At 33.7% G+C, this 26,981-nt stretch carries 23 protein-coding genes and 1 pseudogene; 12 read left to right on the top strand and 12 right to left on the bottom strand.

The window, feature by feature from the left end; genetic code table 11:
• Positions 1–42: 42 nt before the first annotated feature.
• Positions 43–1,092: a DUF4407 domain-containing protein gene (locus QYS47_RS04195; protein ID WP_322347829.1), complete on the top strand. Its 1,050-nt coding sequence runs from the start codon at positions 43–45 to the stop codon at positions 1,090–1,092.
• Here the strand turns inward: QYS47_RS04195 and QYS47_RS04190 are convergent, their stop codons facing one another.
• Positions 1,093–1,893, bottom strand: coding sequence for a DUF6503 family protein (locus QYS47_RS04190; RefSeq protein ID WP_322347828.1), 801 nt, complete (start codon positions 1,891–1,893; stop codon positions 1,093–1,095). It abuts the gene before it with no gap.
• 168 nt (positions 1,894–2,061) lie between these two features.
• Between QYS47_RS04190 and QYS47_RS04185 the strand changes: the two genes are divergently transcribed.
• Positions 2,062–5,499 (top strand): amidohydrolase family protein, encoded by a 3,438-nt coding sequence (locus QYS47_RS04185; protein WP_322347827.1) that lies wholly within the window; start codon positions 2,062–2,064, stop codon positions 5,497–5,499.
• Positions 5,500–5,564: 65 nt separating this feature from the next.
• Here QYS47_RS04185 and QYS47_RS04180 read toward each other — a convergent pair whose 3' ends face one another.
• From QYS47_RS04180 to alaS, 5 genes and pseudogenes are all read right to left on the bottom strand, one after another.
• The gene (locus tag QYS47_RS04180; protein ID WP_322347826.1) at positions 5,565–6,392 is read right to left on the bottom strand and encodes a helix-turn-helix domain-containing protein; all 828 of its coding nucleotides are present in this window, start codon (positions 6,390–6,392) and stop codon (positions 5,565–5,567) included.
• A 193-nt stretch (positions 6,393–6,585) separates the two neighbouring features.
• Positions 6,586–6,995: pseudogene (locus QYS47_RS04175) on the bottom strand (GxxExxY protein).
• Positions 6,996–7,147: 152 nt separating this feature from the next.
• Positions 7,148–8,284 carry a peroxiredoxin family protein gene (locus QYS47_RS04170; protein WP_322347825.1) on the bottom strand — a complete coding sequence of 379 codons (1,137 nt, stop codon included), beginning with the start codon at positions 8,282–8,284 and terminating at the stop codon, positions 7,148–7,150.
• 3 nt (positions 8,285–8,287) lie between these two features.
• A complete protein-coding gene (gene gatB / locus QYS47_RS04165; protein ID WP_322347824.1) occupies positions 8,288–9,751 on the bottom strand; it encodes an Asp-tRNA(Asn)/Glu-tRNA(Gln) amidotransferase subunit GatB in 1,464 nt (487 codons plus the stop codon).
• Positions 9,752–9,754: 3 nt separating this feature from the next.
• On the bottom strand, positions 9,755–12,385 hold the full coding sequence (gene alaS / locus QYS47_RS04160; RefSeq protein ID WP_322347823.1) for an alanine--tRNA ligase: 2,631 nt from the start codon (positions 12,383–12,385) through the stop codon (positions 9,755–9,757).
• A gap of 167 nt (positions 12,386–12,552) precedes the next feature.
• Between alaS and QYS47_RS04155 the strand changes: the two genes are divergently transcribed.
• The 9 genes from QYS47_RS04155 (at position 12,553) to QYS47_RS04115 (ending at position 19,853) form a co-directional block, all read left to right on the top strand.
• On the top strand, positions 12,553–13,530 hold the full coding sequence (locus tag QYS47_RS04155; RefSeq protein WP_302103505.1) for a M23 family metallopeptidase: 978 nt from the start codon (positions 12,553–12,555) through the stop codon (positions 13,528–13,530).
• A 73-nt stretch (positions 13,531–13,603) separates the two neighbouring features.
• Positions 13,604–14,812, top strand: coding sequence for a CapA family protein (locus QYS47_RS04150; RefSeq protein WP_322347822.1), 1,209 nt, complete (start codon positions 13,604–13,606; stop codon positions 14,810–14,812).
• 6 nt (positions 14,813–14,818) lie between these two features.
• Positions 14,819–15,154 carry a MerR family transcriptional regulator gene (locus tag QYS47_RS04145; protein WP_308357637.1) on the top strand — a complete coding sequence of 112 codons (336 nt, stop codon included), beginning with the start codon at positions 14,819–14,821 and terminating at the stop codon, positions 15,152–15,154.
• Between the two features lie 24 nt (positions 15,155–15,178).
• Entirely contained in the window at positions 15,179–16,285 is a 1,107-nt protein-coding gene (gene dprA / locus QYS47_RS04140) for a DNA-processing protein DprA (protein WP_322347821.1), read from the top strand.
• A 57-nt stretch (positions 16,286–16,342) separates the two neighbouring features.
• Positions 16,343–16,987 (top strand): HAD family hydrolase, encoded by a 645-nt coding sequence (locus QYS47_RS04135; protein WP_322347820.1) that lies wholly within the window; start codon positions 16,343–16,345, stop codon positions 16,985–16,987.
• A 1-nt stretch (position 16,988) separates the two neighbouring features.
• Positions 16,989–17,645 carry a DUF4159 domain-containing protein gene (locus QYS47_RS04130; RefSeq protein ID WP_322347819.1) on the top strand — a complete coding sequence of 219 codons (657 nt, stop codon included), beginning with the start codon at positions 16,989–16,991 and terminating at the stop codon, positions 17,643–17,645.
• A 46-nt stretch (positions 17,646–17,691) separates the two neighbouring features.
• A complete protein-coding gene (locus tag QYS47_RS04125) occupies positions 17,692–18,327 on the top strand; it encodes a hypothetical protein (RefSeq protein ID WP_322347818.1) in 636 nt (211 codons plus the stop codon).
• Positions 18,314–19,018 carry a DUF6048 family protein gene (locus QYS47_RS04120; RefSeq protein WP_322347817.1) on the top strand — a complete coding sequence of 235 codons (705 nt, stop codon included), beginning with the start codon at positions 18,314–18,316 and terminating at the stop codon, positions 19,016–19,018. Before QYS47_RS04125 ends, QYS47_RS04120 begins: the two co-directional genes overlap by 14 nt.
• Before the next feature lie 385 nt (positions 19,019–19,403).
• Positions 19,404–19,853, top strand: a complete 450-nt coding sequence (locus tag QYS47_RS04115) for an arsenate reductase family protein (RefSeq protein ID WP_322347816.1) — start codon at positions 19,404–19,406, stop codon at positions 19,851–19,853.
• A gap of 13 nt (positions 19,854–19,866) precedes the next feature.
• Here QYS47_RS04115 and QYS47_RS04110 read toward each other — a convergent pair whose 3' ends face one another.
• Positions 19,867–21,276 (bottom strand): outer membrane beta-barrel protein, encoded by a 1,410-nt coding sequence (locus QYS47_RS04110; RefSeq protein WP_322347815.1) that lies wholly within the window; start codon positions 21,274–21,276, stop codon positions 19,867–19,869.
• Complete coding sequence (locus QYS47_RS04105) at positions 21,260–21,808, bottom strand: RNA polymerase sigma factor (RefSeq protein WP_308357644.1); 549 nt, start codon at positions 21,806–21,808, stop codon at positions 21,260–21,262. Before QYS47_RS04105 ends, QYS47_RS04110 begins: the two co-directional genes overlap by 17 nt.
• Before the next feature lie 58 nt (positions 21,809–21,866).
• On the opposite strand from QYS47_RS04105, the gene QYS47_RS04100 reads away from it, so the two are divergent.
• On the top strand, positions 21,867–23,183 hold the full coding sequence (locus tag QYS47_RS04100; protein ID WP_322347814.1) for a type IX secretion system plug protein: 1,317 nt from the start codon (positions 21,867–21,869) through the stop codon (positions 23,181–23,183).
• Here the strand turns inward: QYS47_RS04100 and cas6 are convergent.
• From cas6 to QYS47_RS04080, 4 genes are all read right to left on the bottom strand, one after another.
• On the bottom strand, positions 23,161–23,940 hold the full coding sequence (gene cas6 / locus QYS47_RS04095; RefSeq protein WP_322347813.1) for a CRISPR-associated endoribonuclease Cas6: 780 nt from the start codon (positions 23,938–23,940) through the stop codon (positions 23,161–23,163). The genes QYS47_RS04100 and cas6 overlap by 23 nt on opposite strands.
• Before the next feature lie 64 nt (positions 23,941–24,004).
• Complete coding sequence (gene ychF, locus QYS47_RS04090; RefSeq protein ID WP_308357647.1) at positions 24,005–25,102, bottom strand: redox-regulated ATPase YchF; 1,098 nt, start codon at positions 25,100–25,102, stop codon at positions 24,005–24,007.
• Positions 25,103–25,115: 13 nt separating this feature from the next.
• A complete protein-coding gene (locus QYS47_RS04085) occupies positions 25,116–26,207 on the bottom strand; it encodes an AI-2E family transporter (protein ID WP_322347812.1) in 1,092 nt (363 codons plus the stop codon).
• A gap of 28 nt (positions 26,208–26,235) precedes the next feature.
• Positions 26,236–26,952: a hypothetical protein gene (locus QYS47_RS04080; protein ID WP_322347811.1), complete on the bottom strand. Its 717-nt coding sequence runs from the start codon at positions 26,950–26,952 to the stop codon at positions 26,236–26,238.
• Positions 26,953–26,981: the final 29 nt, after the last annotated feature.

Here is a 26,981-nt window from a genome sequence, read left to right as displayed (position 1 = left end):
CTATTGATAGACTTGCAATTTTGAATAGACAAAAAATTGCAAATGAATAAAATAAGGAATTTCTTCTGGTATTGCTCCGGTGCCGATATCAATCTGTTAACTCAATGTCCTACCGATTCAAGTAAATACGTAGGCATAGGAGTGACTATCATTTTTACTGGATTATTTGCTGCATTGTCAGCAGCTTATGCATTCTTTACTGTATTTGACCACTATTTCATTGCAATTGGCCTTGGTCTCCTCTGGGGCTTGATGATCTTTAATTTGGACAGATTCATTGTCTCCAGCATGCGTAAAAGCAAGCTAAAAGAAGAGTTTTTAATGGCTATTCCCAGATTAGTATTAGCCCTTCTCATTTCAATCGTTATCGCAAAACCGCTGGAACTTAAAATATTTGAAAAAGAAATCAACGCTGAACTTGGCGTAATGCAAGCCGAAATGGTAGCAGCTGAAAAAGAAAAAATCATTACTCAAATTAATCAACAGAAAGAATCAGTCAGTAAGGAGTTAAACTCGATCAAAAATGAAATCGCTCTAAAAGAAAAAGAACGCAATGAATTAAGAGAACTCGCCCGAAGAGAGGCTGATGGTACAGGAGGCACTATGAAAAGGAACCCCGGGCCTATCTATCAAATAAAAAAAGCGAATGCTGATCAATCCGAAAAAGAGCTTCAGCAGTTGTTAGCTCAAAATAACCCGATCATTCAAAATAAAATCTCCCAACTAAATCAATTAGATTCTTTACAGGCTGCAGAAATTTCGGCTTTAAACATTAAAGATATTGGCGGGCCTGCTGCTCGCCTGGAGGCGCTTGACCGACTGGCAGACAAAAGCACTGCTATTTGGTGGGCTAATGCCTTTATCGTATTCCTATTTATAGCCATAGAAACGAGTCCCATTTTTGTAAAGCTTATCAGCAAAAAAGGGCCCTACGACTACCTGCTATTTAATGAGGAGTATAAGTTCAAAACAGAAGCCTATCAATATAGAGCCTCCACTCATGATTCAATCAAGAAGGCTGCTAGTAACTTAGCTGATAAAGAAAAGAAATACCTTAAAAGCCGTTTAGATATTGATTTAGAAGATTCCTAATTATTTCGGGACTGGAGCTGCTTCTTTTGATTTATTAAAAACTGAATGATCATCCGTGAATTGTATATTAGAAATAGTGGCCTCCCCTAACTGATCTTCTAAACCATTCTTTTCACTCCAATTCCAGAATTTCCATTTGTGTGCAAAAGGTATTCCTTCAACTTTTTTATAATCAGAATAACTAATAGCATGAGGATTTTGAGCAGCCTTCTCTTGCTCGCGACCGCCAAACGTAACGATATAAGCCATGGCTTCTAATAAATTACTATTCTCATTTTGATATAATATGTACCAATCATCTGGCGCATCCCCTATATTCTCCCCAAAAGTTAATTTCGAACTCATAAGGCTATCCTCATTTTGGTAACTCATTTTCTCAGCTTGAGTATGATGGGTCCCAGGATCATTAAGCTTAAATGGGGCCATGAAAAAATAAGACCAGGTTAAAGCATCAAATCTTGCACCCTCATACAAGCTGTCTTTAGGATGAATCCAAATTTCATTTCCATCAAATAGCAATCGTGTGTTTTCTGAATTCTTAACCAATACTTTGGATGAATTGGTAGTAGAGTAAATCCTTGCATTTAATCTTTCATTGCCTCTGAAAGTCAGTTTTATATCAAAAGAAACAATCTCTTTCTTTCTCAATTCATCAAGCTGGTGAGCTTCTTGAATTGAGGCCACTAATGGATTTATTTTTTGGACTTTAATATCATTGGTATGGGCTTGTTCAGTCTTCTGTTCAGTTTGATTAGAGCAAGCCATTAGAAATAAGCTAGAAAGTATTATTAGTATTCTCATATCATTTTTGAATTAGAGTGGCAATTTAAAGATGCGTATCATATAAAAATGTCAGCTATTTAGCATTTCATAAAATTCATAAAAGTAGGATATAAACCATTCCTAACATTTTAAAACACATTATGGCCAAAATTCACTACATTTCTATTCTTATAAATCAATTAATCTATGAAGCATTATAAAATATTATCATGGCTGATTGCTTTAATTCTACTTAATTTCGGAGCTATTGCTCAGGATGAGGAAAAAGCAGACAGCACAAAAAAAGCAACGAAAGAACTTCCGCTTGAGCCGGAAAGAACAATTGAATTTAATACCAAGGAAGGTACCTGGCTTTCTGTAGATGTGAGTCCTGATGGCTCCACCATTCTATTTGATATGATGGGAGACATCTATTCAATTCCTTTTGCAGGTGGAAAAGCCACTAAGATTACAGAAGGAATGGCTTATGACGTGCATCCTCGTTACAGCCCGGATGGTAAATCCATCGTATTCATTTCTGATAAAAGTGGATCTGACAACATCTGGACTATGGATTTAGCTTCTGAGGAAATGAAGCAAATCACAAAAGATAACAATCAAAATTATTTCTCAGCCGACTGGACGCCTGATGGCGAATACATAGTAGGCGCAAAAGGTAGAAGAAATATTAAACTACACATCTACCATAAAGAAGGTGGATCTGGTGCACAACTAATTGATAAACCAGATAATTTAAAAACTACTGACCCTGCGGTTAGCCCTGATGGTAAATTAGTTTACTTCTCAAGAAGAAGATCAGCCTGGAATTACAATGCACAATTCCCACAATATCAAATAGGAACTTATGATATGGAAGATGGTGATATGGCTACCATCACCTCACGCTATGGCTCAGCCTTTACTCCAACTATTTCTCCTGATGGGAAATGGTTAGTGTATGGTACTCGTTTTGAAACCGAAACCGGCTTAGTGAGAAGAAACTTAAAAACAGGTGATGAAGAGTGGTTAGCCTATCCTGTTCAGCGCGATGAGCAAGAGTCTATTGCTCCTTTAGGTGTTTACCCGGCTATGTCATTCACTCCGGACAGTAAATTCTTAATTGCTTCTTATGGAGGTAAAATCCATAAAATAGATATCAATGCTAAAACGGCTTCCGAAATTCCTTTCGAAGTAGATTTAAAATTAGAATTAGGACCAAGATTGAAATTCAACTATCCTATTTCTGATGAAAAAGAAGCTTTTGTAACGCAAATCAGAGATGGGGTTCCATCTCCGGACGGAACGAAATTAGCTTTTACCGCTTTAAACCGATTATACGTGATGGATTTACCGGATGGTGAACCTAAAAGAGTTACGAAACATGAATTTACAGAGGCAATGCCTGCCTGGTCACCAGATGGAAGCCAGATCGTTTTCGCTACCTGGGAAGAAAAAGAAGGAGGTCACTTATATAAAGTGAGTGCGAGTGGAAGAGGAAAGCCAGTTAAATTAACTCAAAACCCAGCTTTATATTTAGATCCTGAATGGTCTTACACCCAAAACAGAATCGTGTTTAACCGAGGAGCTAATCAAGTGTATAAGGATGCCATTGATCCTTTTGGCTCTTTAATGATGGAAGATATTGCGTGGGTTTCAGCTGACGGTGGAAAAGTAACGCTAATCGACAAAGCAAAAGGCAGAAGCACCCCTCACTTCTCTAAAGTATCCGATAGAATCTATTTAAATCATGGATCTAAAGGACTGATTTCAATCAGATGGGACGGTACGGATGAGAAAGAACATTTGCAATTGACCGGAATTACCACTTATGGCTCATCAATTGATATGATTCATGCGCACGATGGTTCTCATAATATTTTGCCTGGTGATGAAAAAGCATGGAGAGAAAACAACAAAGCATCAAGACCATCTGAAATCAGAATTTCGCCAGATGGTGAAACTGCCTTAGCGAAAATCAATAATGATGTGTATTCGGTAACCATTCCAAAATACGGACAAACCCCTAAAATTTCATTAGCTAAAGCTGACAATGCTGCTTTCCCTGCGATGAAATTAACCGTTATGGGAGGCGAATTCCCTGCTTGGTCTGGTGATAGCAAAAAAGTACACTGGTCATTAGGTGCAAGTCACTTTATTTATGATTTGGCTGAAGGTAAAGCTTATGCGGATAGCGTAGCCACAGCCAAAAAAGAAGCGGCTAAAAAGAAAAAAGAAGAGAAGGAAGAAGATAAAGACTCTGAGGAAGACAAAGAGGAAGAAGACAAGGACGAGAAAGCAGATGATAAAAAAGAAGAGAAGAAAGATGAAGGCTACACTGCTAAAGAGTTAAAAATTAAGGTAGCCTATAAAAAAGATATTCCAGAGGGAACTATCTTAATTAAAGGCGCTCGCATCATCACCATGACAGATAAAGGAGTGATCGAAAATGGCGATATTTTAATTGAAAATAACCGTATTAAAGCAGTAGGTGAAAGTGGGAGCTTAGAAGTTCCTAAAGGAGCTAAAACCATAGAGGCTAAGGGTAAAACCATCACACCTGGTTTTGTGGATACTCATGCGCACATGTGGCCAAACTGGGGATTACACAAAAATCAAGTATGGATTTATTCTGCTAACTTGGCTTATGGTGTTACTACCACTCGCGATCCACAGACCGCTACCACTGATGTATTAACGTATTCTGATATGGTAGATGCAGGAATGATTCATGGGCCTAGAGTGTATAGTACAGGTCCTGGTGTGGGGTATTGGATGTATAAAATCAAATCTTTAGAACATGCTAAAGATGTTTTAAGACAATACAGCGAATACTACAATACAAAAAGTATTAAGATGTATTTAGTAGGAAATCGTCAGCAGCGCCAGTGGATTATCATGGCGGCTAAAGAGTTGGAGTTAATGCCAACTACTGAAGGTGGATTAGATTATAAATTGAATATGACTCAATTATTGGATGGATATCCAGGTCATGAGCATAGTTTACCGATCGTAGGGATTTACAAAGATGCCGTTCAAACGATTGCAGAATCCAAAATGGCGGTAACTCCTACTTTATTGGTATCTTATGGTGGACCATGGGCTGAAGAATATTATTATGCTACTGAAGATGTTTATCATGATGAAAAGCTTCAGTATTTCACACCTTATGAAGAATTAGCTCAAAAATCTAGAAGAAGAGGTGCTTGGTTTATGAAAGAGGAACATGTATTTCCTAAGCATGCTAAATTCATGAAAGATTTAGTGGAAGCAGATGGAATAGGCGGTGTAGGGAGTCATGGTCAGTTACAAGGTTTAGGATATCACTGGGAGCTTTGGTCAGTAGCTAGTGGTGGAATGACTAATATGGATGCCTTAAGAACGGCTACTATTTTAGGAGCTGAAGCCTTAGGTTTAGAAGGTGACTTAGGAAGTATAGAAGAAGGTAAAATTGCTGATTTATTAATTATGGAAGAAAATCCATTGGAGGAGATCAGAAATACCAACACTTTAACGCATGTGATTAAAAATGGTAGAGTGTATGATTCTAATACTTTAGATGAAGTGGCTCCTAGAGAAAAGAAAGCGGAAACATTTGAGTGGCAAACAAAACGCCCTGAAAATGTTCCGGGCATACAGAAAGACTAATATAGAATTATCATAAATTAAAAAGGGAGTTGGTTTTAATCAGCTCCCTTTTTTTGTAATTAGTTTTATGAATTTACCGCTGAAACCTCTGTGACTGATTCAGCTAATTCATTAGAATTACTACTTACCAATCTCACGATCAGTACAATCAGTAAAATTTCAAAAATTGTTAAAGTAAATAATGCAGGTATTGCCATAATGATGGTAGTGAAGCCAACACCTGAAACTATTCCGAAAATCCCACTAACTAACGCTAAATTCCCGAGTAGCTCTTTTCTCATTAATAAAGCAATTCCTAATAAAGTATAGCCTATTCCGAAAACAACGGAGGTCATCATTAATGAAAATTCAATCGATATATATTCTGTATAAAAAACGGAAATATCATTTATACTACTTATCACAATTAAACCTATTAAAATAATAGCGCTTACTTTTAATAAACCATCATCCAGCTTTTTACCTATGATATAAAACACATAGTAGAAAACTGAAAAACTTAACATAATCCCCAGTTTTATTAAACTGTAAGTAACTCCAGATACTTCTATTCCAAAATCATAGAAATAACCTATTTCAATAAATCCTTCCACAAAGGATAAGCATAAATACAATACTCCTAAAACTGCAGCCCATTGGATAAATTTCTTATTAGGCTTTAATAATGTGTAGATATCTTTTTCAGAAGTATCCGGAAGATTTAATGCTGAGAAATCTACTTCTAAAACATCTAAAATTGATTTTACGGTATAGCTTCTGGGGAGCACCTCTCCTGCTTCAATTCTTTGAAGAGTACGAACATTTAAATTACATCTCTCTACAAGTTCTTCTTGTGTTAGTCCTTTTGCCTTTCTCCAATTTTGGATTTTATGGCCTAATTCAGGTTGTTTCATATTATATACTGTTTTGTTGACCATGGCAAATAGTTAGAATGAACTCAAAAATAAAATTATTTCGGCTGGATTACATACGGCATTAACCCGACAAATGCCTTCAAGAGCTAATTTAAAGGTTTTTTAAGTTTAACCACAAAAGAAATAAAGAACACTTAAGATTACATTAATTGTAATAGAGGGATGCATCAACTTACATCAACCATCTGAAATAATCGTTTACGAATGTTTTTTGACCGTCTTTATATAAGTTGTAAACATTAAAATTGAAGAGTATCCCTTTCGGTACTTTTAAAAGCTGCATATAACTTAATAGCTGCGCTTTATGAACTGGTAATAATTCCTTAACTGCCATTAATTCTAAACAAATACAATCCTCAATGATCAAATCGCATCTCAAATTAGACTCTAATTGAAGTCCTTTATAATTTATGGGAATTACTTTTTCTGTTTGAAATTTAATGTTTTGACTTTTTAATTCATGAATCAGACATGATGATAAACGCTTTCTAGTAAGCCAAGACCTAATTCTTTATGAACTTCAATAGCAGCTCCGTTAATTTTATATGTTAGATCATTTACATAAGATTTAGTAATTTCCATTGATAGTAAGGTTTTGGTTGAATCAATTTAGTATTCCTAATTTATCTAATTCTTATCACTATTGTGTTCTTTTGCTCTTTTGTGGTAAAAAACAAAAAAGCCTTGATTCAAATCTGAACCAAGGCTTACAAATTATTCAATTCTTCTAATGATTAGCTTGCTGGCTTATCACCATAAATCTCAGCTAATTTTTCGTGCAATCTCTCACCTCTTAAATTCTTAGCAACAATTTTACCTTCTGGATCTAAAAGTAAAGAGAATGGAATACCATTAATTTTATATTCTTGAACAATTGGAGTTTGCCAGTATTTCAATTCGGAAACCTGTGTCCAATCTAAATTATCTTGTTCAATGGCTTTCAACCAATCTTCTCTCTTTTTATCTAATGAAACACCTAAAATCTGGAATCCCTGATCTTTATACTTATTGTAAGCTTCCACTATATTAGGATTCTCAGCTCTACAAGGTTTACACCATGCAGCCCAAAAGTCTACCAACACATAATCCCCTTTGAAATCAGATAAGCTAACTTCTTCACCTTCAGGATTAGGCATAGTGAAATTAGGGGCTTGTGCTCCTACTGAAATTTTAGCCATTTCATCCATTTGCTTTTTATAGAATGAAGCCATTTCTGAATTAGGATGTGCTTCAGCAATGCGATCTGCTACATCTTTCATGAACTGAAAATCATCATTAGGGTTGAAGAAATTCATAGCTTGAATTGCTGCTAATGAAGGTAACATCTCTTCTACTTTCTTTTTAATATCCTCCTTTTTCTTTTCCTGCATCAATAAGAAATCGTCTTGGATGTTTTTCATCTTCTCATCATCCTTGGCATTTCTTGCAGCCATAAACTCCTGATTGATTTTTTGAACCTCTTCGTTTTGCTTCTTCATGATATCTTGAAGTTGCTCCATATATTCCATGTCCTTTGAACCAGAGATTTCTAACTTACCATTTCTACTCGAACCATCAGCAATCACTTCTAGATCTTCATTATCTACAATTAAAGTAGCAACTTGAGCATTAAAGAAATTTAATTGGTAGAATTCAGGACCTTGAGTTTCTACTGTAGTTTCAAAAGTATTATTAGCATCTAGGTATAAGGTATCTAACACCTCTCTTTTCCCAGCGCTGATTTTAGCTAGTGTAATTACACCTTGGTCTTGAGGATTTTCAACTGTCCCACTTATCGTAGTTCCTGCTTTGTCTTCATTACTGCTGCCGCAAGAAAACATCAGTAAACTGGCTACTAATGCTATTGCAGAATTTTTCAAAATATTTCTCATATTCTAATTTAGAGTTTGTTGTATTAATTCATTTGTCTTTTTAGGATCGGCTTTTCCTTTACTTCTTTTCATTACTTCTCCCACAAAAAAACCAATCAAACCTTTTCTTCCTGATTTATATGCATTCACTTTATCAGGAAAATCATTGATAACCTCATCAATAATAGGCTGAATATTTTCAGACGAACTTTCTTGTAATAAGTTATCTTCAATTGCGATAGTCTCCGCAGACAATCCTTTGTTTTGCAACATCTTTGGAAAAATCTGTTGTTGAGCTACCGTATTACTTACTTTAGCATCATCGACCAATTGAATTATCTCAGCCAATTGCTTAGGCTCCATATTTAATTCAGTAATCCTAATATTCTTATCATTTAAATAAGACTTTATGGGGCCCATTAACCAGTTTGAAGCAGATTTATAATTTTTGGTGTGTTTACAAATGGACTCAAAATAAGTAGCTATTTCTTTAGTATCCACCAATACATCTGCATCATAGTCAGGTAATTTGTATTCCTTGATAAATTTTTGCTTCAGTTCATGAGCCAAGCTAGGCATTTGTGCTTTTATTTCAGCTACCCACTTTTCATCCACTATTAGTGGAGATAAATCTGGTTCAGGAAAATAGCGATAATCGTTTAATTCTTCTTTGGTTCTTAAGCTGGAAGTAGTACCACTGGCTGCATCAAAATCTCTTGTTTCCGAAATGATTTTTTCACCATTTTCTAATAATGCAATAATCCTTTCCGCTTCATGCTCTATGGCTCGGTGCACATTTCTTATGGAGTTCATGTTTTTAACCTCCACCTTATTACCATATTCTTTTGCGTCTTTAAGCATGACTGAAATATTCGCATCACATCTTAAAGAACCCTCTTCCATATTGCCATCGCATATTTCAAGATAGCGCACTATTCTTCTTACCTCTGTGAGAAAAGCATAGGCTTCATCAGCACTGCGCAAATCTGGTTCAGTGACTATTTCAATAAGAGGTACACCGGCTCTATTATAATCGACCAGCGTATCCTTTTCATCTTCTGTATGGATAGATTTACCTGCATCTTCTTCCATATGGATTCTATTTAAAGCAATAGATCTTTCCTTATCTGAATCTTTAGGCTTTATCCATACCTTTCCACCTACGCAAATAGGTGCTTTATCCTGAGTCACTTGGTATCCTTTAGGTAAATCCGGATAGAAATAATTTTTCCTGGCAAAAACATTATGCTTTGTGATCTTTGACTCACAAGCTAATCCCATCTTAATAGCATAGTCTACTGCCTTTTTATTAAGCTTAGGCAGTGTGCCAGGATGACCTAATGAAATAGGACTGATATGGGTATTAGGTTCTGCCCCAAAAGAAGTATCATCCGCACAGAACAACTTACTTTCCGTAAGCAATTGAGCATGTACCTCCAGCCCTATTACGACCGTATATTTATCTCTTATGGATTTTTCTAAAGACATAATTTAAATTCCAGCTGCTAATGTTTTAGCCTGATCCACTACATCAGATAAGCCCTCCAACTTTTTACCTCCAGCAGTTGCGAAGAATGCCTGTCCTCCACCGCCACCTTGGATATTTTTCGCTAAATCACGGATTATTTTACCTGCATTTAAATCTTTAGCTTCAACCAAGCTCTCAGAAATTACCACTGAGATTTGAGGTTTACCGTCAACATTGCATGCTAAAACTGCAAATAAGGAATCAACTTCATTTTTCAATTCAAAAGAAAGCTTCTTTAATGCGTCTGCATTAGGTAAACTGATTTTATTAATGATAAAAGTTATATCATCTCTTTTTTCGGCATCTTTTACCAACTCATCTTTTAATTGACCTGCTTGTTTTGACTGTTCCTTTTCTAAAGCTTTCTGCAATTCATTTCTCTCCTTCATCAATTGCTCCACAGCTTGAGCTAAGTCTTTAGGATTTTTCAATAAAGCATTCACTTGATTCAAAACATCCTCTTGGTCTAAGATATATTCTTCTGCTCTTTCCCCCGTAACCGCTTCAATTCTTCTAATTCCCGCTGCAACTGAAGTTTCAGTCGTGATTTTAAATTGACCAATATTACCTGTTGCAGGTACGTGAACTCCTCCACATAACTCAACAGAATAATTAGGATCAAAAGTGATTACTCTTACGAAATCACCATATTTTTCACCAAATAAGGCCATAGCACCTTTATCTTTGGCTTCTGCAATTGGTATGTTCCTGTCTTCCTGCTGAGGAATATTCTCACGGATTTTCTCATTTACTCTTCTTTCTACTTTAAGAATTTCTTCATCCGTCATTTTAGAAAAATGAGAAAAATCAAAGCGTAAAAGCTTTTCAGAAACCAATGAACCTTTCTGCTGAACATGATCCCCTAAAACTTCTCTTAGAGCTGCATGTAATAAATGAGTAGCAGAGTGGTTATAAACAATCCTTCTTCTTCTATCTTCATCAATTTCAGCCTGTACCTCTGCTGCTAAATTTGAAGGCACTTTATTTACAAAATGAACGATCAGGTCATTCTCCTTTTTAGTATCTAAAACTTTTATGGTTTCATCCCCAACTTTTAAAATACCAGTATCGCCTATTTGCCCTCCGCTTTCAGCATAGAAAGGAGTTTTATTGAGTACTAACTGTATTTGCTCCTTATTTTTATTTTTAACCGTTCTATATCTTAAAATTTTTGATGTTGATTTTACCTCATCATATCCTATAAATTCAACATCACTGCCTTCATTTACAATCTGCCAATCACCAGTCTCCATTTTAGCCGCTGATTTAGAGCGATCTTTCTGCTTGGCCATTTCCTGCTCAAAGCCTTTTTCATCCACTTCTAAGCCATTCTCTTTCGCAATTAGTGCTGTTAAATCTAATGGAAAACCATAAGTGTCATACAATTCAAAAGCCACATCACCTGAGATCAACTTATTTTTAGAAGATGATAATTCAGATTTGATAGACTCCAATCTTTTCAATCCATTTTCTAAAGTTCTTAAGAAAGCTGTTTCTTCTTCCTTAATTACCTTTTCAACCAACTCTTGCTGTGCTTTTAATTCTGGGAATACATCTTCAAATTGTTGAGCCAGAATGGGAACCAGCTTGTATAAAAATGGATCTTTTAAATCTAAGAAAGTATAGCCATAGCGAACCGCTCTTCTTAAAATTCTTCTAATCACATAACCTGCCTTATTATTGGAAGGCAATTGCCCATCAGAAATTGAAAGCGATATTGCTCGTATATGATCTACAATTACTCTAAAAGCAATATCAGTCTTACTTAATTCACCATATTTCTTTCCAGAAATTTTTGCTACTTCATCCAATAAAGGAGTGAAAACATCGGTGTCATAATTAGACTTTTTGTTTTGTACTGCCATACAAATACGTTCAAAGCCCATTCCAGTATCAATGTGTTTAGCTGGCAGAGGAACCAGACTGCTGTCCGCTTTTCGGTTAAATTGAATAAATACCAGATTCCATATTTCAACTACTAGCGGATGGTCGTTATTTACTAAATCTTTTCCAGGGATTTTTTCAATATCAGCTTCATCTCTTAAGTCCACATGTATTTCAGATGCAGGACCACAAGGACCTGTATCGCCCATTTCCCAGAAATTATCTTTTTTATCGCCTTTTAAGATTCTGCTTTCATCAATATGAGCCTTCCAAAAATCAAAAGCTTCCTGATCAAAAGGAATATTATCTTTTTCATCTCCTTCGAATACAGTCACATACAATCTTTCCTTCGGAAGATTAAATACTTCAGTTAACAATTCCCATGACCAAGCAATCGATTCTTTTTTAAAGTAATCCCCGAAAGACCAGTTTCCTAGCATTTCGAACATGGTATGATGATAAGTATCATGACCTACTTCTTCCAAGTCATTATGTTTACCGGATACGCGCAAACATTTTTGAGTATCAGCAACACGGGTTGCTTCGGCCACTTTGTTCCCTAAAAAGTAATCTTTAAATTGATTCATCCCTGCATTTGTAAACATTAAGGTAGGGTCATCTTTAATTACCATTGGTGCTGAAGGCACTATCTTGTGTTGTCTTTCTTCGAAGAAATTCAAGAACTTTTTACGTATCTCCCTGGAAGTCATAGAGTAAAGTATTTGTATTTAATGTTTTACTTTAAAATATTTTTTCTATATTTGCCTATCGCGTTGAGAATCAACAAAAAATTTGATTTTTGATGAACCTTTATGCAATTTTGCGGATTAAATAATCCGGACACAAAATTAGAAGTTTTTAACGAGTCTAAAACGGAATGGCAAGAATTAAATACTATTACGATACAGAAACTTGTAGATACGAGCGAGTAAAAGTATCAAAGTGGGACATTTTTTTGAATTTACTGGGCTTTTTGTCTGTCTCGCTAATTTTAGCAGTAGGTATTATAATTGGTTATAATGCTTATTTTGACTCTCCAAAAGAGGCTCAATTGAAAAAAGAGAACAAAGAACTTCAATTCTATTATGAAATGATGGAAAAAGAAGTAAATAATGTTCAGAAGGTATTATCCTCTTTACAAGAAAGAGATGATGAAGTATACCGTAATATAATGGGAGCTGAACCTATCCCTTCTAGCATTAGATCTGCTGGTGTTGGGGGTGCTGAGCGTTACAAAAATATTATTGAAAGTGAATTAGAGCGTGAAAATCTTATTCTTGGCATGATGCAGGAATTGGATAAGGTGAAGAAGCAAATGTACATCCAAACAAAATCTTATGATGAGATTTTAGAGATGGCTGAGAACAAAGAAGAAATGATGGCTTCTATACCTGCTATACAGCCTATCCCAAATAAAGAATTAAAAAGATTAGCCTCTGGTTACGGAATGAGAATGCATCCAATCCTAAAAGTAGTGAGAATGCACGAAGGCTGCGATTTCTCTGCTCCTAGAGGAACTCCAATTTATGCTACTGGCGATGGTGAAGTTGTATTAGTAAGAACAACCTTCGGTGGTTTCGGAAAATTAGTAGTGATAGACCATGGCTATGGTTTCGTTACTAAATATGCCCACATGTCATCATTCAATGTGAAAAGAGGTGATAAAGTGAAAAGAGGAGATTGTATTGGTTTTGTAGGCACTACAGGTACATCAACTGCTCCACACCTTCACTACGAAATTCATAAAGATGGCAGTCCTATCAATCCGGTTCACTATTTCTATCAGGATGTTTCGGATGAGGAATACGAAAAACTATTAGAATTATCATCTAGAGAAAATCAATCTTTAGGATAAGTTAACATTCATCAAATATGAAAAGCAGTCTTTCCGACTGCTTTTTTTATCCTTTAATATTCATTACAATACAATGATTAATAGACTATTTATCTTTATTGCTTTTATATTTATTTTTTCAGCATGTAAAACAAGTCAAACTGTTCAAAGCTCAAAAAATGATGTAAATAAAGAGGAATTAAGAGAAGAGCTAGATCCAAAGCCTTCAGAGTCATTAGTCGATACCACTAAAATAGAGTCAAAAGATACCGTTAAAATTCAGGAAGAGGTAGACCTTGCCATTTATCCTAAGGAACAGGATACTATTAGCTTAATTGGAGTTGGTGATATCATGATCGGTACCAATTTCCCTCATGAAGGTTACTTACCGCAAGATTCAGGAAAATACATGCTTTCTTCTGTAGATCATGTTTTAAGAGATGCAGACTTAACTTTCGGAAATCAGGAAGGAGTTATCTTGAATGAAGGAGGAGAAGCAAAGCATTGTTCAGATCCTTCAGTATGCTATATTTTTAGAAGTCCTGAATACCTAGCACAACATTATGTGGATGCTGGGATTGATATGATGAGCCTTGCAAATAATCACGCTGGTGATTTTGGTGAAACAGGAAGAAAAAATACAATGCGAGTTCTAGACAGCCTCGGTATTTACCATGCAGGCCAATTGGCTCAACCTTATACAATTTTTGAAAAAGATAGAGTAAGCTATGGTTTTGCAGCCTTCTCACCGAATAATGGAACACAAAGCATAAATGATTTGGAGACTGCAAAAGGAATAATCAAGCATTTAGATAGTTTGACTGATGTTATTATTGTGTCTTTCCATGGTGGGGCTGAAGGAAAAAAATATCAGCATGTAACCAGAGAAAGAGAATATTTCTATGGTGAAAATAGAGGAAACGTATATGAATTTGCACATGCCCTTATAGATGAAGGTGCTGATGTTATTTTTGGCCATGGGCCCCATGTTGCCAGAGCCATTGAGGTATATAAAAACAGATTTATTGCTTACAGTTTAGGGAACTTCGCTACCTACGGAAGATTTAATTTAAGAGGCGAAAATGGATTAGCTCCAATCGCAAAAATCTGGATAACGGATGATGGACATTTTATAAACGGAAAAATTATTTCAGCAGTCCAAAAGGGTGCTGGAATACCTGAGATAGATATAAGCCATAAGGCTGCACAAAAAATTAAAGAATTAACTGAACAAGATTTCGAGGATTCTAAAATTTTAATTGACCCCGAAGGTAATATTCGCTATATTCAAGATCAATTTTAAGAAACTGTGCCATATAAGGAAAAAACCATAGAGAAAAAATACTACACCATTGGTGAAGTAGCTGAACAATTTGATGTTGCCACCTCATTAATTCGTTTTTGGGAGGGGGAATTTGATATTATCAAGCCTAAAAAGAATAGAAAAGGTAATAGACAATTCACAAAAGAAGACATTGAAAATGTAAAGCTCATTTATCACTTGGTGAAGGAAAAAGGCTTTACCTTACAAGGTGCAAAAGATATGCTTAAAAATGATTCTAATGAGGTAAGAGATAAAATGGAAATGCTCGATTCATTGAGAAAAATAAGAACCTTTTTAACCGAGATTAAAGAGAATATTTAAAAACAATCATCAACCAAAACCCATATGAATGCCGAAGAAAAGGCATTGATGAGCCTTCATCTTATCCCCAAAATTGGAAATGTCACCATCAAAAATTTAATCAGCTATTGTGGCTCTGCACAAGCTGTATTGAATCTTCCCTATTCTAAACTTATCAAGGTTCCTGGAATTGGTAAAAAAACAATTGACAGTTTAAAAAGTGCTGAAATTACTGACTTTGCAGAAAAAGAATATCTAAAAGCCAAACAGCAAAATGTCGGAATCATTAGTTATACTGATCAAAACTATCCTTACAGATTAAAGCAAATCCCAGATGCTCCGATTCTTTTATATACAAAAGGTAATTTCCCTTTAAATGCTAAACAACCCACAATAGCAATTGTGGGTACTCGAAATGCTACGGAATATGGTAAAAGATTAACGGAAGAGATAGTAAAAAAGCTAAGTCCTTTAAACCCCATTATTTTAAGTGGATTAGCATATGGAATTGATATTTATGCGCACAGGGCTGCTCTTAAGAATCAATTATCTACTTATGCTGTATTAGGCTCTGGAATTGATGTTATTTACCCATCTGCTCATAAAGCAAGCGTAAATGAAATGCTGAATTCAGGTGGAATCATTAGTGAACAAGCTTTTGGAGCAAAGCCTGATGCATTTAATTTCCCTGCCAGAAATAGAATTATTGCAGGAATGGCCGACTTAGTGATTGTAGTGGAAGCTGCCAAAAAAGGCGGTGCTTTAATTACAGCTGAATTAGCTAATTCATACGACCGAGAAGTGGCTGCATTTCCAGGAAGAATCGGGGACAAATATTCCGAGGGATGTAATAAGCTTATAAAACAGCATAAAGCGCATTTAGTAGAGACAGTGGATGACATTTTATACGTAATGAACTGGGAGCTGGAAAAGCAAGCCGAGATTAAACAAAAAGTAATTGATTTAAGTATTTTAAGTCAAGACGAGCAAAATGTAATTAATACCCTTCTTCAAAACAATAAAGAGTTATCTATAGATATTTTAAGTATTAAAAGTCAAATAAGTCTAAATAAATTAGCAGGAATACTCTTGAATTTAGAAATGCAAGGATTGATAAAATCGCTACCTGGAAATAGGTTTAAAATGGCATAAAGTTCTAAAATCAATAATTAATCTATAGATTTAAATTCTAAATTCTAAATCTTTTATATGCACCCATTATTCTCCAATAAAAAAGCCATCATATTCGATATGGATGGTGTGATCATCAATAATATTTCGTATCACATTGAAGCTTTACAACTATTCTTAAAACAATTCGGTAAAATCGTTACCAATGAGGAATTTCAAAATCAATATAATGGTAGAACCATTCAAGAGGTTATATTGGAGTTAAAACCGAACGCTACACATTCAGAAGTGATGGAATTAGCAGAGGAAAAAGAGAAGATTTACCGTGACTTGTACCGTAAAGATTTAGCTCCCACAAAAGGATTGCTTGAGTTTTTAGAAGATGCCAAAAAACAAGGATTAAAAATGGCAGTCGCTACTTCTGCCATTACTGCAAATGCAGATTTCACTTTAGATGGCTTAGATATACGAAGCTATTTTGATGCAGTAATTGATAGCACTATGGTAATAAAAGGAAAGCCTGATCCTCAGATTTATTTAAAAGCAGCTGAAGAACTGAATATTTCTCCGGAAAATTGCGTTGTGTTAGAAGATGCATTAGCAGGTATACAATCCGCTAAAAATGCAGGAATGGACGTCATAGGATTATATACTTCTCTTAAAAAGGAAGAATTGCCTGATGATGTTAAATTAAAAGCAAAAGACTTTACTGAATTGATTTAAAATGATTAAAAAATTTTCATTAACAATATTACTTTCTTCAATTCTAAGCTTTGCCTATTCTCAGGACATTAAAATTGCGAAGCTCAAATATAATGGAGGAGGAGATTGGTATGCCAACAAAACAGCTCTGCCCAACCTTCTTAATTTCTGTGAAGAAGAATTAAAGATTCCTTTTGATAATAAAAACTATGTAGTTGAAGTGGGAAGTAATGAAATTTATCAATACCCATATGTGTATATGACTGGACATGGAAATGTTGTTTTTTCAGATAATGAAGCCCAAAACCTTAGGAATTATCTAATATCAGGAGGCTTTTTACATATAGACGATAATTATGGACTAGATCAATTTATCAGATTAGAAATGAAAAAGGTTTTTCCTGAATCTGATTTTGTTGAGATCCCTTTCGATCATCCTATCTACCATCAAAAATTTGATTTTGACGATGGTTTGCCCAAAATTCATGAGCATGATGGAAAACCAGCGCAAGGCTTTGGCATTATTCATGAAGGCAGAGTTGTATGCTTTTATTCCTATGAAAGTGATTTAGGGAATGGTTGGGAGGATCCAAGTATTCATAAAGATCCTGAGTCAGTAAGACAAAAAGCTTTAAAAATGGGAGCTAATATTATAAGTTTTGCCTTCACGCAGGATTAATCCAAAAGCATATTAAAAATCAATTAGAAAGTTTAATTTTGCATCCATGAAGCAAATTGCTGGAAAAGTCTTACTAAACATAATTATTTTTTCCACACTATTTTGGGCATGTGAACCATGTGATGATTGTGGTCCTGGAAATACCTACCCCTACTTTAAATTAAGCATTCTCAACAAGAGCTCATTAGATACTTTAATAGCAGATAAAGCAAGAATAGAAACTGAAATCGATTCGATAGATGATGCTTTGGCGAATCCGGATAATTCTTCTATTCAGCAAGCTTTGAATAACGCTAAAACAGTGAAAAGTGATTCTTTAACTTTAATAAATGATTTAATTAAAGACACTAACAGCAAATTAATTAGCATAGCCTCTATTAATGGAGAAAAAAATTTATTTGAAGATAAAAATGGATCTGATAGCTTAAAGCTTTTCAGAATCCCTATTAATACAAATCAAGATGAATCAGATTATGCTATTGCTATTGAGTTTGTTGAAAAGGAAGAATATCTAAAAATAAAATATGAATTGTTTGATACGATCATCAATAATAAAATAACTAAATCAGCTAAAAGTCTTGAAATAATCGAACACAGCTTTGATTCAATTAGAGGCCCATTCGGTTGCACACCAATTAATGAATGCATAAGCAATCAACTAGAAATTTATGTTGAAATCTAAATTAATCCTACTTATACTATTAAGCTTTTCCTTAATCTTAACAAAGGTTTCTGCTCAAGATTCAACTGCTGTTAATACCACTGAGAAAGATAAGAAGGTAGCTCAAACTTTAAGTTTAGGTATTGCATTTGATTATCTTAAATTACATACTTTATTGATTGATGAAAGCCAGAAGTGGGAAGGTGCACTTAATCTAAAGTTTTTTGATAAAGTATCGGCAATAGGAGAATATGGAATTGCAGAATTAAGGCCTGAAGAAGCATATAATAATGCAGATTATATCTCATCTGGTAAATATTACAGAGTGGGGGTAGATTATCACTTAACCGTTATACCTAACAATTTTCTACTTCTAGGATTAAGATATGCGCAAGCCTCTTTTGATGAAACGATTTCTTATGAAATAGAAAATCCAGTATTCCCTAATGAAACAAATGAATTATCAAGACCAAACTTAAAAGCTACTTGGTTTGAATTCGTAATGTCCTCAGAAAAAAATGTTAGAAGATTATTTGGCACAGAAATTCCAGACATTTTATCTGCTGGATTTAAATTCAGACTGAAATATCTTCAAGAATATGACAATTTTGATATAGTAAAAGTAAAGAATATACCTGGTTACGGAAGAACCAATATTGCACTAAATCCTGAATTTAACCTATATATTAAATTTAGAATTCCGCTATTTTAATTTTATATAGTCTAAAACTTTTATTTGTAGTTTAAGCAAACTTTTAATTGAGATTTTTATTCTCTTAGATCCCATCAGTCAAGCTTAGTTGTTCCCCTACAATAAAATCCTGAAATTAAGCTGTTATGAGTAGCTGAAGACTCTAAACTTTTATTTGAAGTTATGACAGAAATTCTAATACTATACCTAATATAGAAGATAATGTCCCTCAAACCAATTATAAACGAGCAATCAAATAAATACATATTTGATTCTACTTCATCTCCCAAAAGGAACCACCAATAACAAAGTTTTTCAGTTATTAAGATTGGATATGCAAATGCCTATCTTAATCTTACCTTAGAGTATACGATTGATTTTTAAGCCATTAGCTAAACATTAACATATGCATATAGTATATATACATATGGATAATGAAATGAAAAAATCAGATATGGAACTCAAATTCATTTATAATAAAAATCAAATTAAAGAGAGAGAAGCTTTAGCATATGCTGAATCAATTGATCAACATTATATAAATGAAATTGATATTGAAAAGGTTTATTTAACGGAAAGACAATGGGCAGAAATTGCTCAAAAGCTTGGTGTAGAAATCCAAGATTTAATCAATACTAATAATGACTATTATCAAGATATTCTAAAGGGAAAAGAATTTGATGAAGATGATTTATTAACCTTAATTAAAGATCATCCTCAAATAGTAAAGACTCCGATTTTAGAATCGAAAGCTTCTGCAAAATTCATTAAATCTCCTTACGATTTAAATGAATTGGATATGGCATTTAAAGAAATTAAAGGTGAATATGCCAATAAAGGAGAATCAGATGATTAATCTAATCTGATAATTAAAACATATAGTTTAGACTCATATTAAGACCTACAAATGAAGGAGTACTATTAAAAGTAGCATTTTCAGATGTGATATTTGAAAGTGCTCTTTTATAAGTAGGCATTACACTAACTGCATATTTTTCACTAAATGGATAACTAATTTCCAAACCTGCTAGACTACTGGCAAACATATTTTTATACGATTGCCTGTCTTTTCTATCAAATCTAACTTCATTTATTTTTTCAGTAGCACCCTTTAGTGTATTACTAACGATAACATCAGCTGATAATCCAGCAACAAGGGAAACATCAAACTTTCTATCAATTATTTTATATGAAGCCATTAAAGGTACAGTGAATATCTGAAAATCATTATAAAGGTCATATTCGGAAGTAACGTTTACTACTCTCCCATCAGAAATTTCTGTTGAGCTGCTGGCTCCATGATAAGGATATAGTTCATCGCTATTTCTATCTCTTAACACAGTACTACTCATAGATGATGACCTGTAAGATCCATATTGCACACCTGATCTAATATTCCATCTTTCATTTAACAACACTCCAAAATTAACACCAAATGTAAAGGACAAGCTTCCTTCCATTGGTGCAGAACTTGAATTTTCCACAGCTTCTCGTTCTTCATTTACAACATCCATAAATTCTGCAGTAGTTCTACCACTGGTTCCAGGGTTGTTTAAGGAAGAAACTGTTGAAAACACTGGTGTTTCTGTTATTTCAGAATTAGGATTGAAATTACCAGATCCTAAATTTAAATTGGTATTCCACGAAAGGCCTGATTTTTCTTTGTTAACAATTTCACTAACAGCAAAATAAGTTACCTCATTTACTTCTATTTCAAATTCTGGTAGTTTAAAATCCATAGGGGTTCTACTATCAAGCTTGTCTAGGCTAGCAATACTATTAGACGATTTGGGAACAAAAATTTGATTTAACTCATTATCAAAATTATCATTCTTTGCTACTAGTATGGCACCTTTCTTATTCTGATTTTGCTTATCCCCAATCAATGCAAACTGATTCCTATTTTGTCTGCCATTATCCACGAACTGACTTTTAGATTTATTTCCTGCCTCAGGTTGACTTACAACTATATCGTTATCACTTACAGTTAATTGAGCATTATCATCATTCAACTCTATCGGGATTATAGAAGTTTGTGTGCTATTTTTATTTCCGATTGTAAAGTCTTGAAGATTGAAATAGATAGAAATCAAAGCAATGAATATAACTGCAGCCGCAAGATTTCTATAAAAAGCAGCTCTTTTTTGCATTCTTCTATTATCCTGCTTTAAAAGATCTGCTTCAATAGCTTCCCATACACCATTACCTGGCTGTACTTCAGCTTGCGCAAACTTTTTACGGATTGAGTTATTAAAATTATCTTTATTGAAATCTTTCATTCCCCCACTTACTTTGCTTTTCAATTTGTTCTATTAATATTTTTCTTGCTCTGGCGTACTGTGATTTTGAAGTTCCTATACTTATATCAAGCATCTTTGCAATTTCCTTATGCTGATAACCTTCTATTGCATATAAGTTGAAAATAACCTGACAACCAGTTGGCAAATTTTGAACTAATTCCATAAGATCTTCTACTGCCAAATTATCTACCGAAAGAGAGTCAACTCCTTCTCTAATTTCCTCAACGTCAACCATCGGATAAAGATATAATTTACTTCTCTGATGGTTTAGTGCAGTATTGATGATAATTCTTTTAATCCAATAGCCTATACTTGAATCACCTCTGAACTTCTTAATATTTTCAAATACCTTAATAAAGCCTTCTTGCAGAATGTCTTCTGCCTCTAAGGTTGATTTAGAATAGCGCATAGCTACCGCCATCATCCCTGAGGAAAACTGCTGGTAGAGCTCATATTGACTCTTTCTGTTACCTTTTTGGCAACCCTTAATAAGTTCTGTGGTTTTAGGCATGACAAAAACCTTAAGGATTCTGTTTATATTAGACCCAAATTACAAATTAAAGGTTGGAATGAAACTAAATTTAAAAATTTTAATTACCGTATTGGGAATCGCTTTTTTACTATTTCGTTGTGTCCCAGTAAACCAGTCTACTTATGATAATTCAAATACAAATAGATATTATCCCGATTTAAAATACATTAATACTAGCTATAAAGAACAAATAAGAACTGTACAACTAGTGAAATTCCGAGCATCACAGATGATTTCTACTAATAATCCCGTTTTGGAATTAGGCAAAAATGAAAGACTAGTCTTAACGTTTGACGACATCAACGACCAACAACAGCAGTATTTTGCAAAAATTTACCATTGCAATAAAGATTGGAGTGGTAAAAGTAATCTACAAGCAATGGACTATTTAGAAGAGTTTAACCAATTCCCGATCCGAGAGTTCGAATTTTCATTTGATACAAAATTAGGCTATATCCACTATGAATGGATGGTTCCAGAAGTAAAGTTATCGGGAAATTATTTAATAGTAGTAAATAATGGTAATGATGAAAGGGATATTGTATTGAGTGAACGTTTTATGGTTTATGAAAATAAAGCAGGAATAAATTATAAAATTTCTACACCTAATGTCGTAACAAAAAGAAGGACTCATCAAGAACTAGAATTTGAAGTTGGATTAGGAAATATTAATGTCTTAAATCCTGCTACTGATATTCAGGCCGTAATTCGCCAAAACAGCAACTGGATTTATTCAAAAGTAGCCCCAGACCCATTAAGAATATCTAATGGAAATAATCAACTTACTTATAAATTTTATAATGGTGAATTAACATTCCCTGGCAATAATGAATATAGATTCTTTGATATATCTACTGTGAATTTCAAAGGAAATGGAGTTACAAACATCAATAAAGAATCAAAACCTATTAGCATTACACTAAATATAGATCAAGAAAGAAATTTACAGGCATACAGAGAATGGCAAGACCGAAATGGTACATTTGCTATTGGAAATAGAGAAAGACAAAATACAGCGCTAGTTTCTGATTATTTTTTAACAGAATTTAGACTTGAATATCCTCGAATAGAAGAAGAAATTTATGTTGTAGGAGAATTTAATAATTGGCATATCAATAATGACAGTAGAATGAAGTTCAATCCTAATACTGGAATTTATTATAATAATATTCTTTTAAAACAAGGTTATTACGAATACAGCTACCTTATTAAAAATGACAAAACAACTAGTGTAGAAGGAGATTTCTATGCTACCGAAAATGACTATGATATCTTAATATACTATCATAGTCCTCAATTGAGGTATGATAGATTAATTGGGTATACTCAGTTTAATTCTCGAGCTGCCCAGTAAAATAAGGAATAGTCTTACTACCAGGAGTTACCTCCGCTAGGTCAAGCATTCCAAATCCTTTATCGTTAAATAAGCCAAGGCCGTTTTCAAATAAATATTGATGCAATTCAGGTGAACCTTTGAGTGTAAATGGAAATGTATATCCTCTTACCTCGTAAGGGACATCTTGATCGAATAAAGGATAAACTCTGGAATATTTTTTTCCTCTATCTTCTAATTTTTTGAGATAGTTCTTATCAGGTAAAAATTCAAAACCTCCCAACTCTCTCAAAGTCTCTTGACTAAATAATGCTGATTCAAGCTGATTAACAAACTCATCAGATTCAGGATGGATAAAACGCTTCCCGATATCGCTTGAAAATTCCGGATTTAATAAAATCAAAGGTGAAATACAAATATATTTAGTTTCTTCACCAAATTCTATATGGTTTTCGAGCTCTACCTCATGTGGTATAATAGTTAGTCCATTAAGCTTAACTTCAGGTAAACTAAATAGAACCTCTATGATAGAATCAATAAAATTTTTATCAGAACACGAGAAAACAACTGTTATTTTAGAACTATAAAAATGTAAACCTGATTTACTAACAGTAGTCTGCCCTTTTAAACCAGAAAAATTATAATGTTTAAAATTCGCATACTCCTCTCTCCCACACTTTTTGATTAGACCTTTAAAAAATCTAAATAAATAGTATTGATGATGGAACGGAACATTAGCTCCCTTTTCCTTATTCTTAAAAATTAATCTAACTCTCACAGCCTCTTCTTTATTTTTTTAGACCAAGCGTGCAAGAAAATTGTTTGAATAATCTTATAAAAATTTACACATTAAACCTAAAATGCATGATATCGCCATCTTTTACTACATATTCCTTCCCTTCAATCGAAACTTTTCCTGCTTCTTTGCAAGCTTGCTCTGTCTTATATTGCTTATAATCATCTAATTTGATCACCTCAGCTTTAATAAAACCTTTCTCAAAATCAGTGTGGATTACTCCAGCAGCTTGTGGGGCTTTCCATCCCTTTTTAATAGTCCATGCCCTTACTTCTTGTTTTCCAGCAGTAAAATAGGTGATAAGATCCAATATTGAATATGAGGCTCTAATCAATTTATTTAAGCCTGATTCAGTTAAACCATATTCTTCCAAAAACATTGCTTTCTCCTCAGGCTCATCAAACTCTGCTATTTGCGATTCAATTGCAGCACTTACAATAATTACCTCTGCTTCCTCATCTTTTACATACTCCTTGAACTTTTTAACCAAATCGTTCCCTTCAACAGCAGCAGATTCTTCTACATTGGTCACGTAAATAACGGGCTTATCTGTAAGAAGCATTAAATCTCTAACTGGTTCTTTTTCTTCCTTAGATAATTTTAATGTTCTGGCATTTTTACCATCTTCCAAAACAGCTTTATACTGATTTAATACTGCTAATTCCTTTTTGGCTTTTGCATCACCAGATTTAGCAATTTTTTCACACTTTTGAATTTTTTTCTCGACTGATTCTAAATCTTTTAATTGCAATTCAGTATCAATTATGTCTTTATCAGCCACAGGATTAACTCTTCCTGAAACGTGTGTGATATTGTCATCTTCAAAGCATCTAACAACATGAACGATAGCATCTACTTCTCTAATATTGCCTAAGAATTTATTTCCTAAACCTTCTCCTTTACTAGCTCCTGCAACAAGCCCTGCTATATCTACAAATTCAATAATGGTTGGAACTACCTTATCTGGGTTTACTAGCTCTTCTAATATACCTAATCTTTCATCAGGAACACTAATAACTCCCACATTAGGATCAATAGTACAAAAAGGGAAATTTGCTGCTTCAGCTTTTGCATTAGAAAGTGCATTAAACAAAGTAGATTTACCCACATTTGGCAAACCAACTATTCCGCATTGTAAACCCATGAAATATAATTATTTAATTCTGAAAAATTTTATATTGTGTATATCCTTGGTAAAGCTCTATTAAAATAACCCGAATTATGGTGTACACTGGAATGGCTGCTACCATTCCAATTACTCCCGCCAAGGATGCGCCTGCAAAGATAATAACAAAAATTTCTAATGGATGTGCTTTTACACTTTTTGAAAAAATTAATGGCTGTAAAAGTATATTATCAGTAATCTGAACTACTGCAAAAACAGAAATAATTTTTATAACTAGAATAAGCAATTCGTTATTGAATTCAAATATACCTCCTGTAGTAACCCCTACGATAATACCAAAAGAGGCTCCTAAAATTGGTCCCGCATAGGGAATCAAATTAGCAACAGCTGCAAAAACTGCAATTGTTATAGCATATTTTATTCCTAAAATGCTCAAGCCAACAGAAGCAATTGTAAATATTGAGATCATCTGAAAAAGAAGCCCTAATAAATAATTAGATAAAAGCTTTTCAATTTTATAAATTGCTCCCATTGAGACTTCAAAATACTTATTTGGAATTAGTTGAATTAGCTTTCTTCTAGCTAATCCTTTTTCATATAATAAGAAAAAAGTAATGAAGCTAATCGCTAAAATTGCAACAAAAATACTCCCTGTAATTGATATTAAATTATTAAGTATATAACTGACATCCACTGTTTGAACAAAGCTATAAATGCTATCTTTAAGTCTGTCGATTATAAAGCCTTCTGATCCAATGTTAGGAATGGAATCAATTAAAAAAACCTCTACAGCTTGTATAGGAGTTGTGATTTTGCTGTAAAGGTTATCATAATCAAGTTTACTTAAAATTTGTATTTGTTCAGATACTAAGGGGATAAACAAACCTACAAATAGGATTATAAAACCAATTAAAACACTAAAAGAAATAATAATAGTAAATATTTTCGGTAGCTTGTAACCATAAAAATACAGACTATTTAAATAGCTTACCAAAGGCCTTAGAATGGTTGATATAATCATAGAAATAATGATATATATCAAAATATCAGAAAAAAGGAGACTTACTAAATAAAGAACTAGAACGCCTCCTATTAAATATAATATTGGTTTAAGTCTATTCACAAATCTAAGTTAATAGATAATAAATGAGCTATATAGCTAATAAATCATTCTTTTTTAACTCAAGGAAAAAATCTATTATATCTTGATCAGTTTTCAACTTATTATTTCTTAATATCTTCTTAATTGAATTGTAAGGTAGTACTTCATCCTCCTTTATTTGTCTTTTATCAGATATCTCAATAAGATGATCTCGATCTTCTTTCGGATAATAGAACCATCTTACTGCTTGCTCTACAAATGAAGCAGGAATCTCCTTTTCATAACTTGATTTTGCTGGTATTCTTTCTTGATATACATAATTCTGAAGCTTAACTAAATTAAACTCTTCATCTTCATAAATTAATTGTAATATTTTTGTCTCACCTGTTTCGTTATTTCTTGAAGGGACAAACTTTAATCCAGCAATTTCGAAAAAATTAACAGATGTATAATTTGTAAACTGATAGACGTTTTCATTTTTTAAAAATTCAATCTTGTTGTCTAACAAATTAACTCGTAAAGGAACATTTTTTATAACCTTAGATATAAATTGAACATCACCATTCTTAAATTCTTTGAAAATGAATGGATTCCCTTTAATCTTTTCAAACTTCTCTGAATTATCCATTAATGCAAATTGTGAATTCAAATTTGCACCCCCCATATTTAAATCATCTGTAAATACTTGGCTATGAATAGTGAATAAAGGGCTTATTGCAAATATTAGCAATAAAATAATTTTAATTTTGTAGTTTTTTGATTTCATGATAAAGCTTTTTGTTTATTACAACATAA

It is taken from the genome of Marivirga arenosa, assembly GCF_030503875.2.
GTDB classification, from domain to species: Bacteria; Bacteroidota; Bacteroidia; order Cytophagales; family Cyclobacteriaceae; genus Marivirga; species Marivirga arenosa.
The sequence above is the reverse complement of the archived record's forward strand: the minus strand, read 5'-3'. Positions and strand labels throughout refer to the sequence as shown.

Coding starts and splice junctions, on each gene's coding strand:
- QYS47_RS04155 (WP_302103505.1), top strand. CDS start 12,553: ATGGCAAGAATTAAATACTATTACGATACAGAAACTTGTAGATACGAG.
- QYS47_RS04100 (WP_322347814.1), top strand. CDS start 21,867: ATGAAACTAAATTTAAAAATTTTAATTACCGTATTGGGAATCGCTTTT.
- QYS47_RS04110 (WP_322347815.1), bottom strand. CDS start 21,276: ATGAAAGATTTCAATAAAGATAATTTTAATAACTCAATCCGTAAAAAG.
- QYS47_RS04125 (WP_322347818.1), top strand. CDS start 17,692: ATGAAGCAAATTGCTGGAAAAGTCTTACTAAACATAATTATTTTTTCC.
- QYS47_RS04080 (WP_322347811.1), bottom strand. CDS start 26,952: ATGAAATCAAAAAACTACAAAATTAAAATTATTTTATTGCTAATATTT.
- ychF (WP_308357647.1), bottom strand. CDS start 25,102: ATGGGTTTACAATGCGGAATAGTTGGTTTGCCAAATGTGGGTAAATCT.
- QYS47_RS04120 (WP_322347817.1), top strand. CDS start 18,314: ATGTTGAAATCTAAATTAATCCTACTTATACTATTAAGCTTTTCCTTA.
- gatB (WP_322347824.1), bottom strand. CDS start 9,751: ATGTCTTTAGAAAAATCCATAAGAGATAAATATACGGTCGTAATAGGG.
- QYS47_RS04150 (WP_322347822.1), top strand. CDS start 13,604: ATGATTAATAGACTATTTATCTTTATTGCTTTTATATTTATTTTTTCA.
- alaS (WP_322347823.1), bottom strand. CDS start 12,385: ATGACTTCCAGGGAGATACGTAAAAAGTTCTTGAATTTCTTCGAAGAA.
- QYS47_RS04190 (WP_322347828.1), bottom strand. CDS start 1,893: ATGAGAATACTAATAATACTTTCTAGCTTATTTCTAATGGCTTGCTCT.
- QYS47_RS04135 (WP_322347820.1), top strand. CDS start 16,343: ATGCACCCATTATTCTCCAATAAAAAAGCCATCATATTCGATATGGAT.
- QYS47_RS04115 (WP_322347816.1), top strand. CDS start 19,404: ATGCATATAGTATATATACATATGGATAATGAAATGAAAAAATCAGAT.
- QYS47_RS04185 (WP_322347827.1), top strand. CDS start 2,062: ATGAAGCATTATAAAATATTATCATGGCTGATTGCTTTAATTCTACTT.
- QYS47_RS04170 (WP_322347825.1), bottom strand. CDS start 8,284: ATGAGAAATATTTTGAAAAATTCTGCAATAGCATTAGTAGCCAGTTTA.
- QYS47_RS04105 (WP_308357644.1), bottom strand. CDS start 21,808: ATGCCTAAAACCACAGAACTTATTAAGGGTTGCCAAAAAGGTAACAGA.
- dprA (WP_322347821.1), top strand. CDS start 15,179: ATGAATGCCGAAGAAAAGGCATTGATGAGCCTTCATCTTATCCCCAAA.
- QYS47_RS04180 (WP_322347826.1), bottom strand. CDS start 6,392: ATGAAACAACCTGAATTAGGCCATAAAATCCAAAATTGGAGAAAGGCA.
- QYS47_RS04195 (WP_322347829.1), top strand. CDS start 43: ATGAATAAAATAAGGAATTTCTTCTGGTATTGCTCCGGTGCCGATATC.
- QYS47_RS04130 (WP_322347819.1), top strand. CDS start 16,989: ATGATTAAAAAATTTTCATTAACAATATTACTTTCTTCAATTCTAAGC.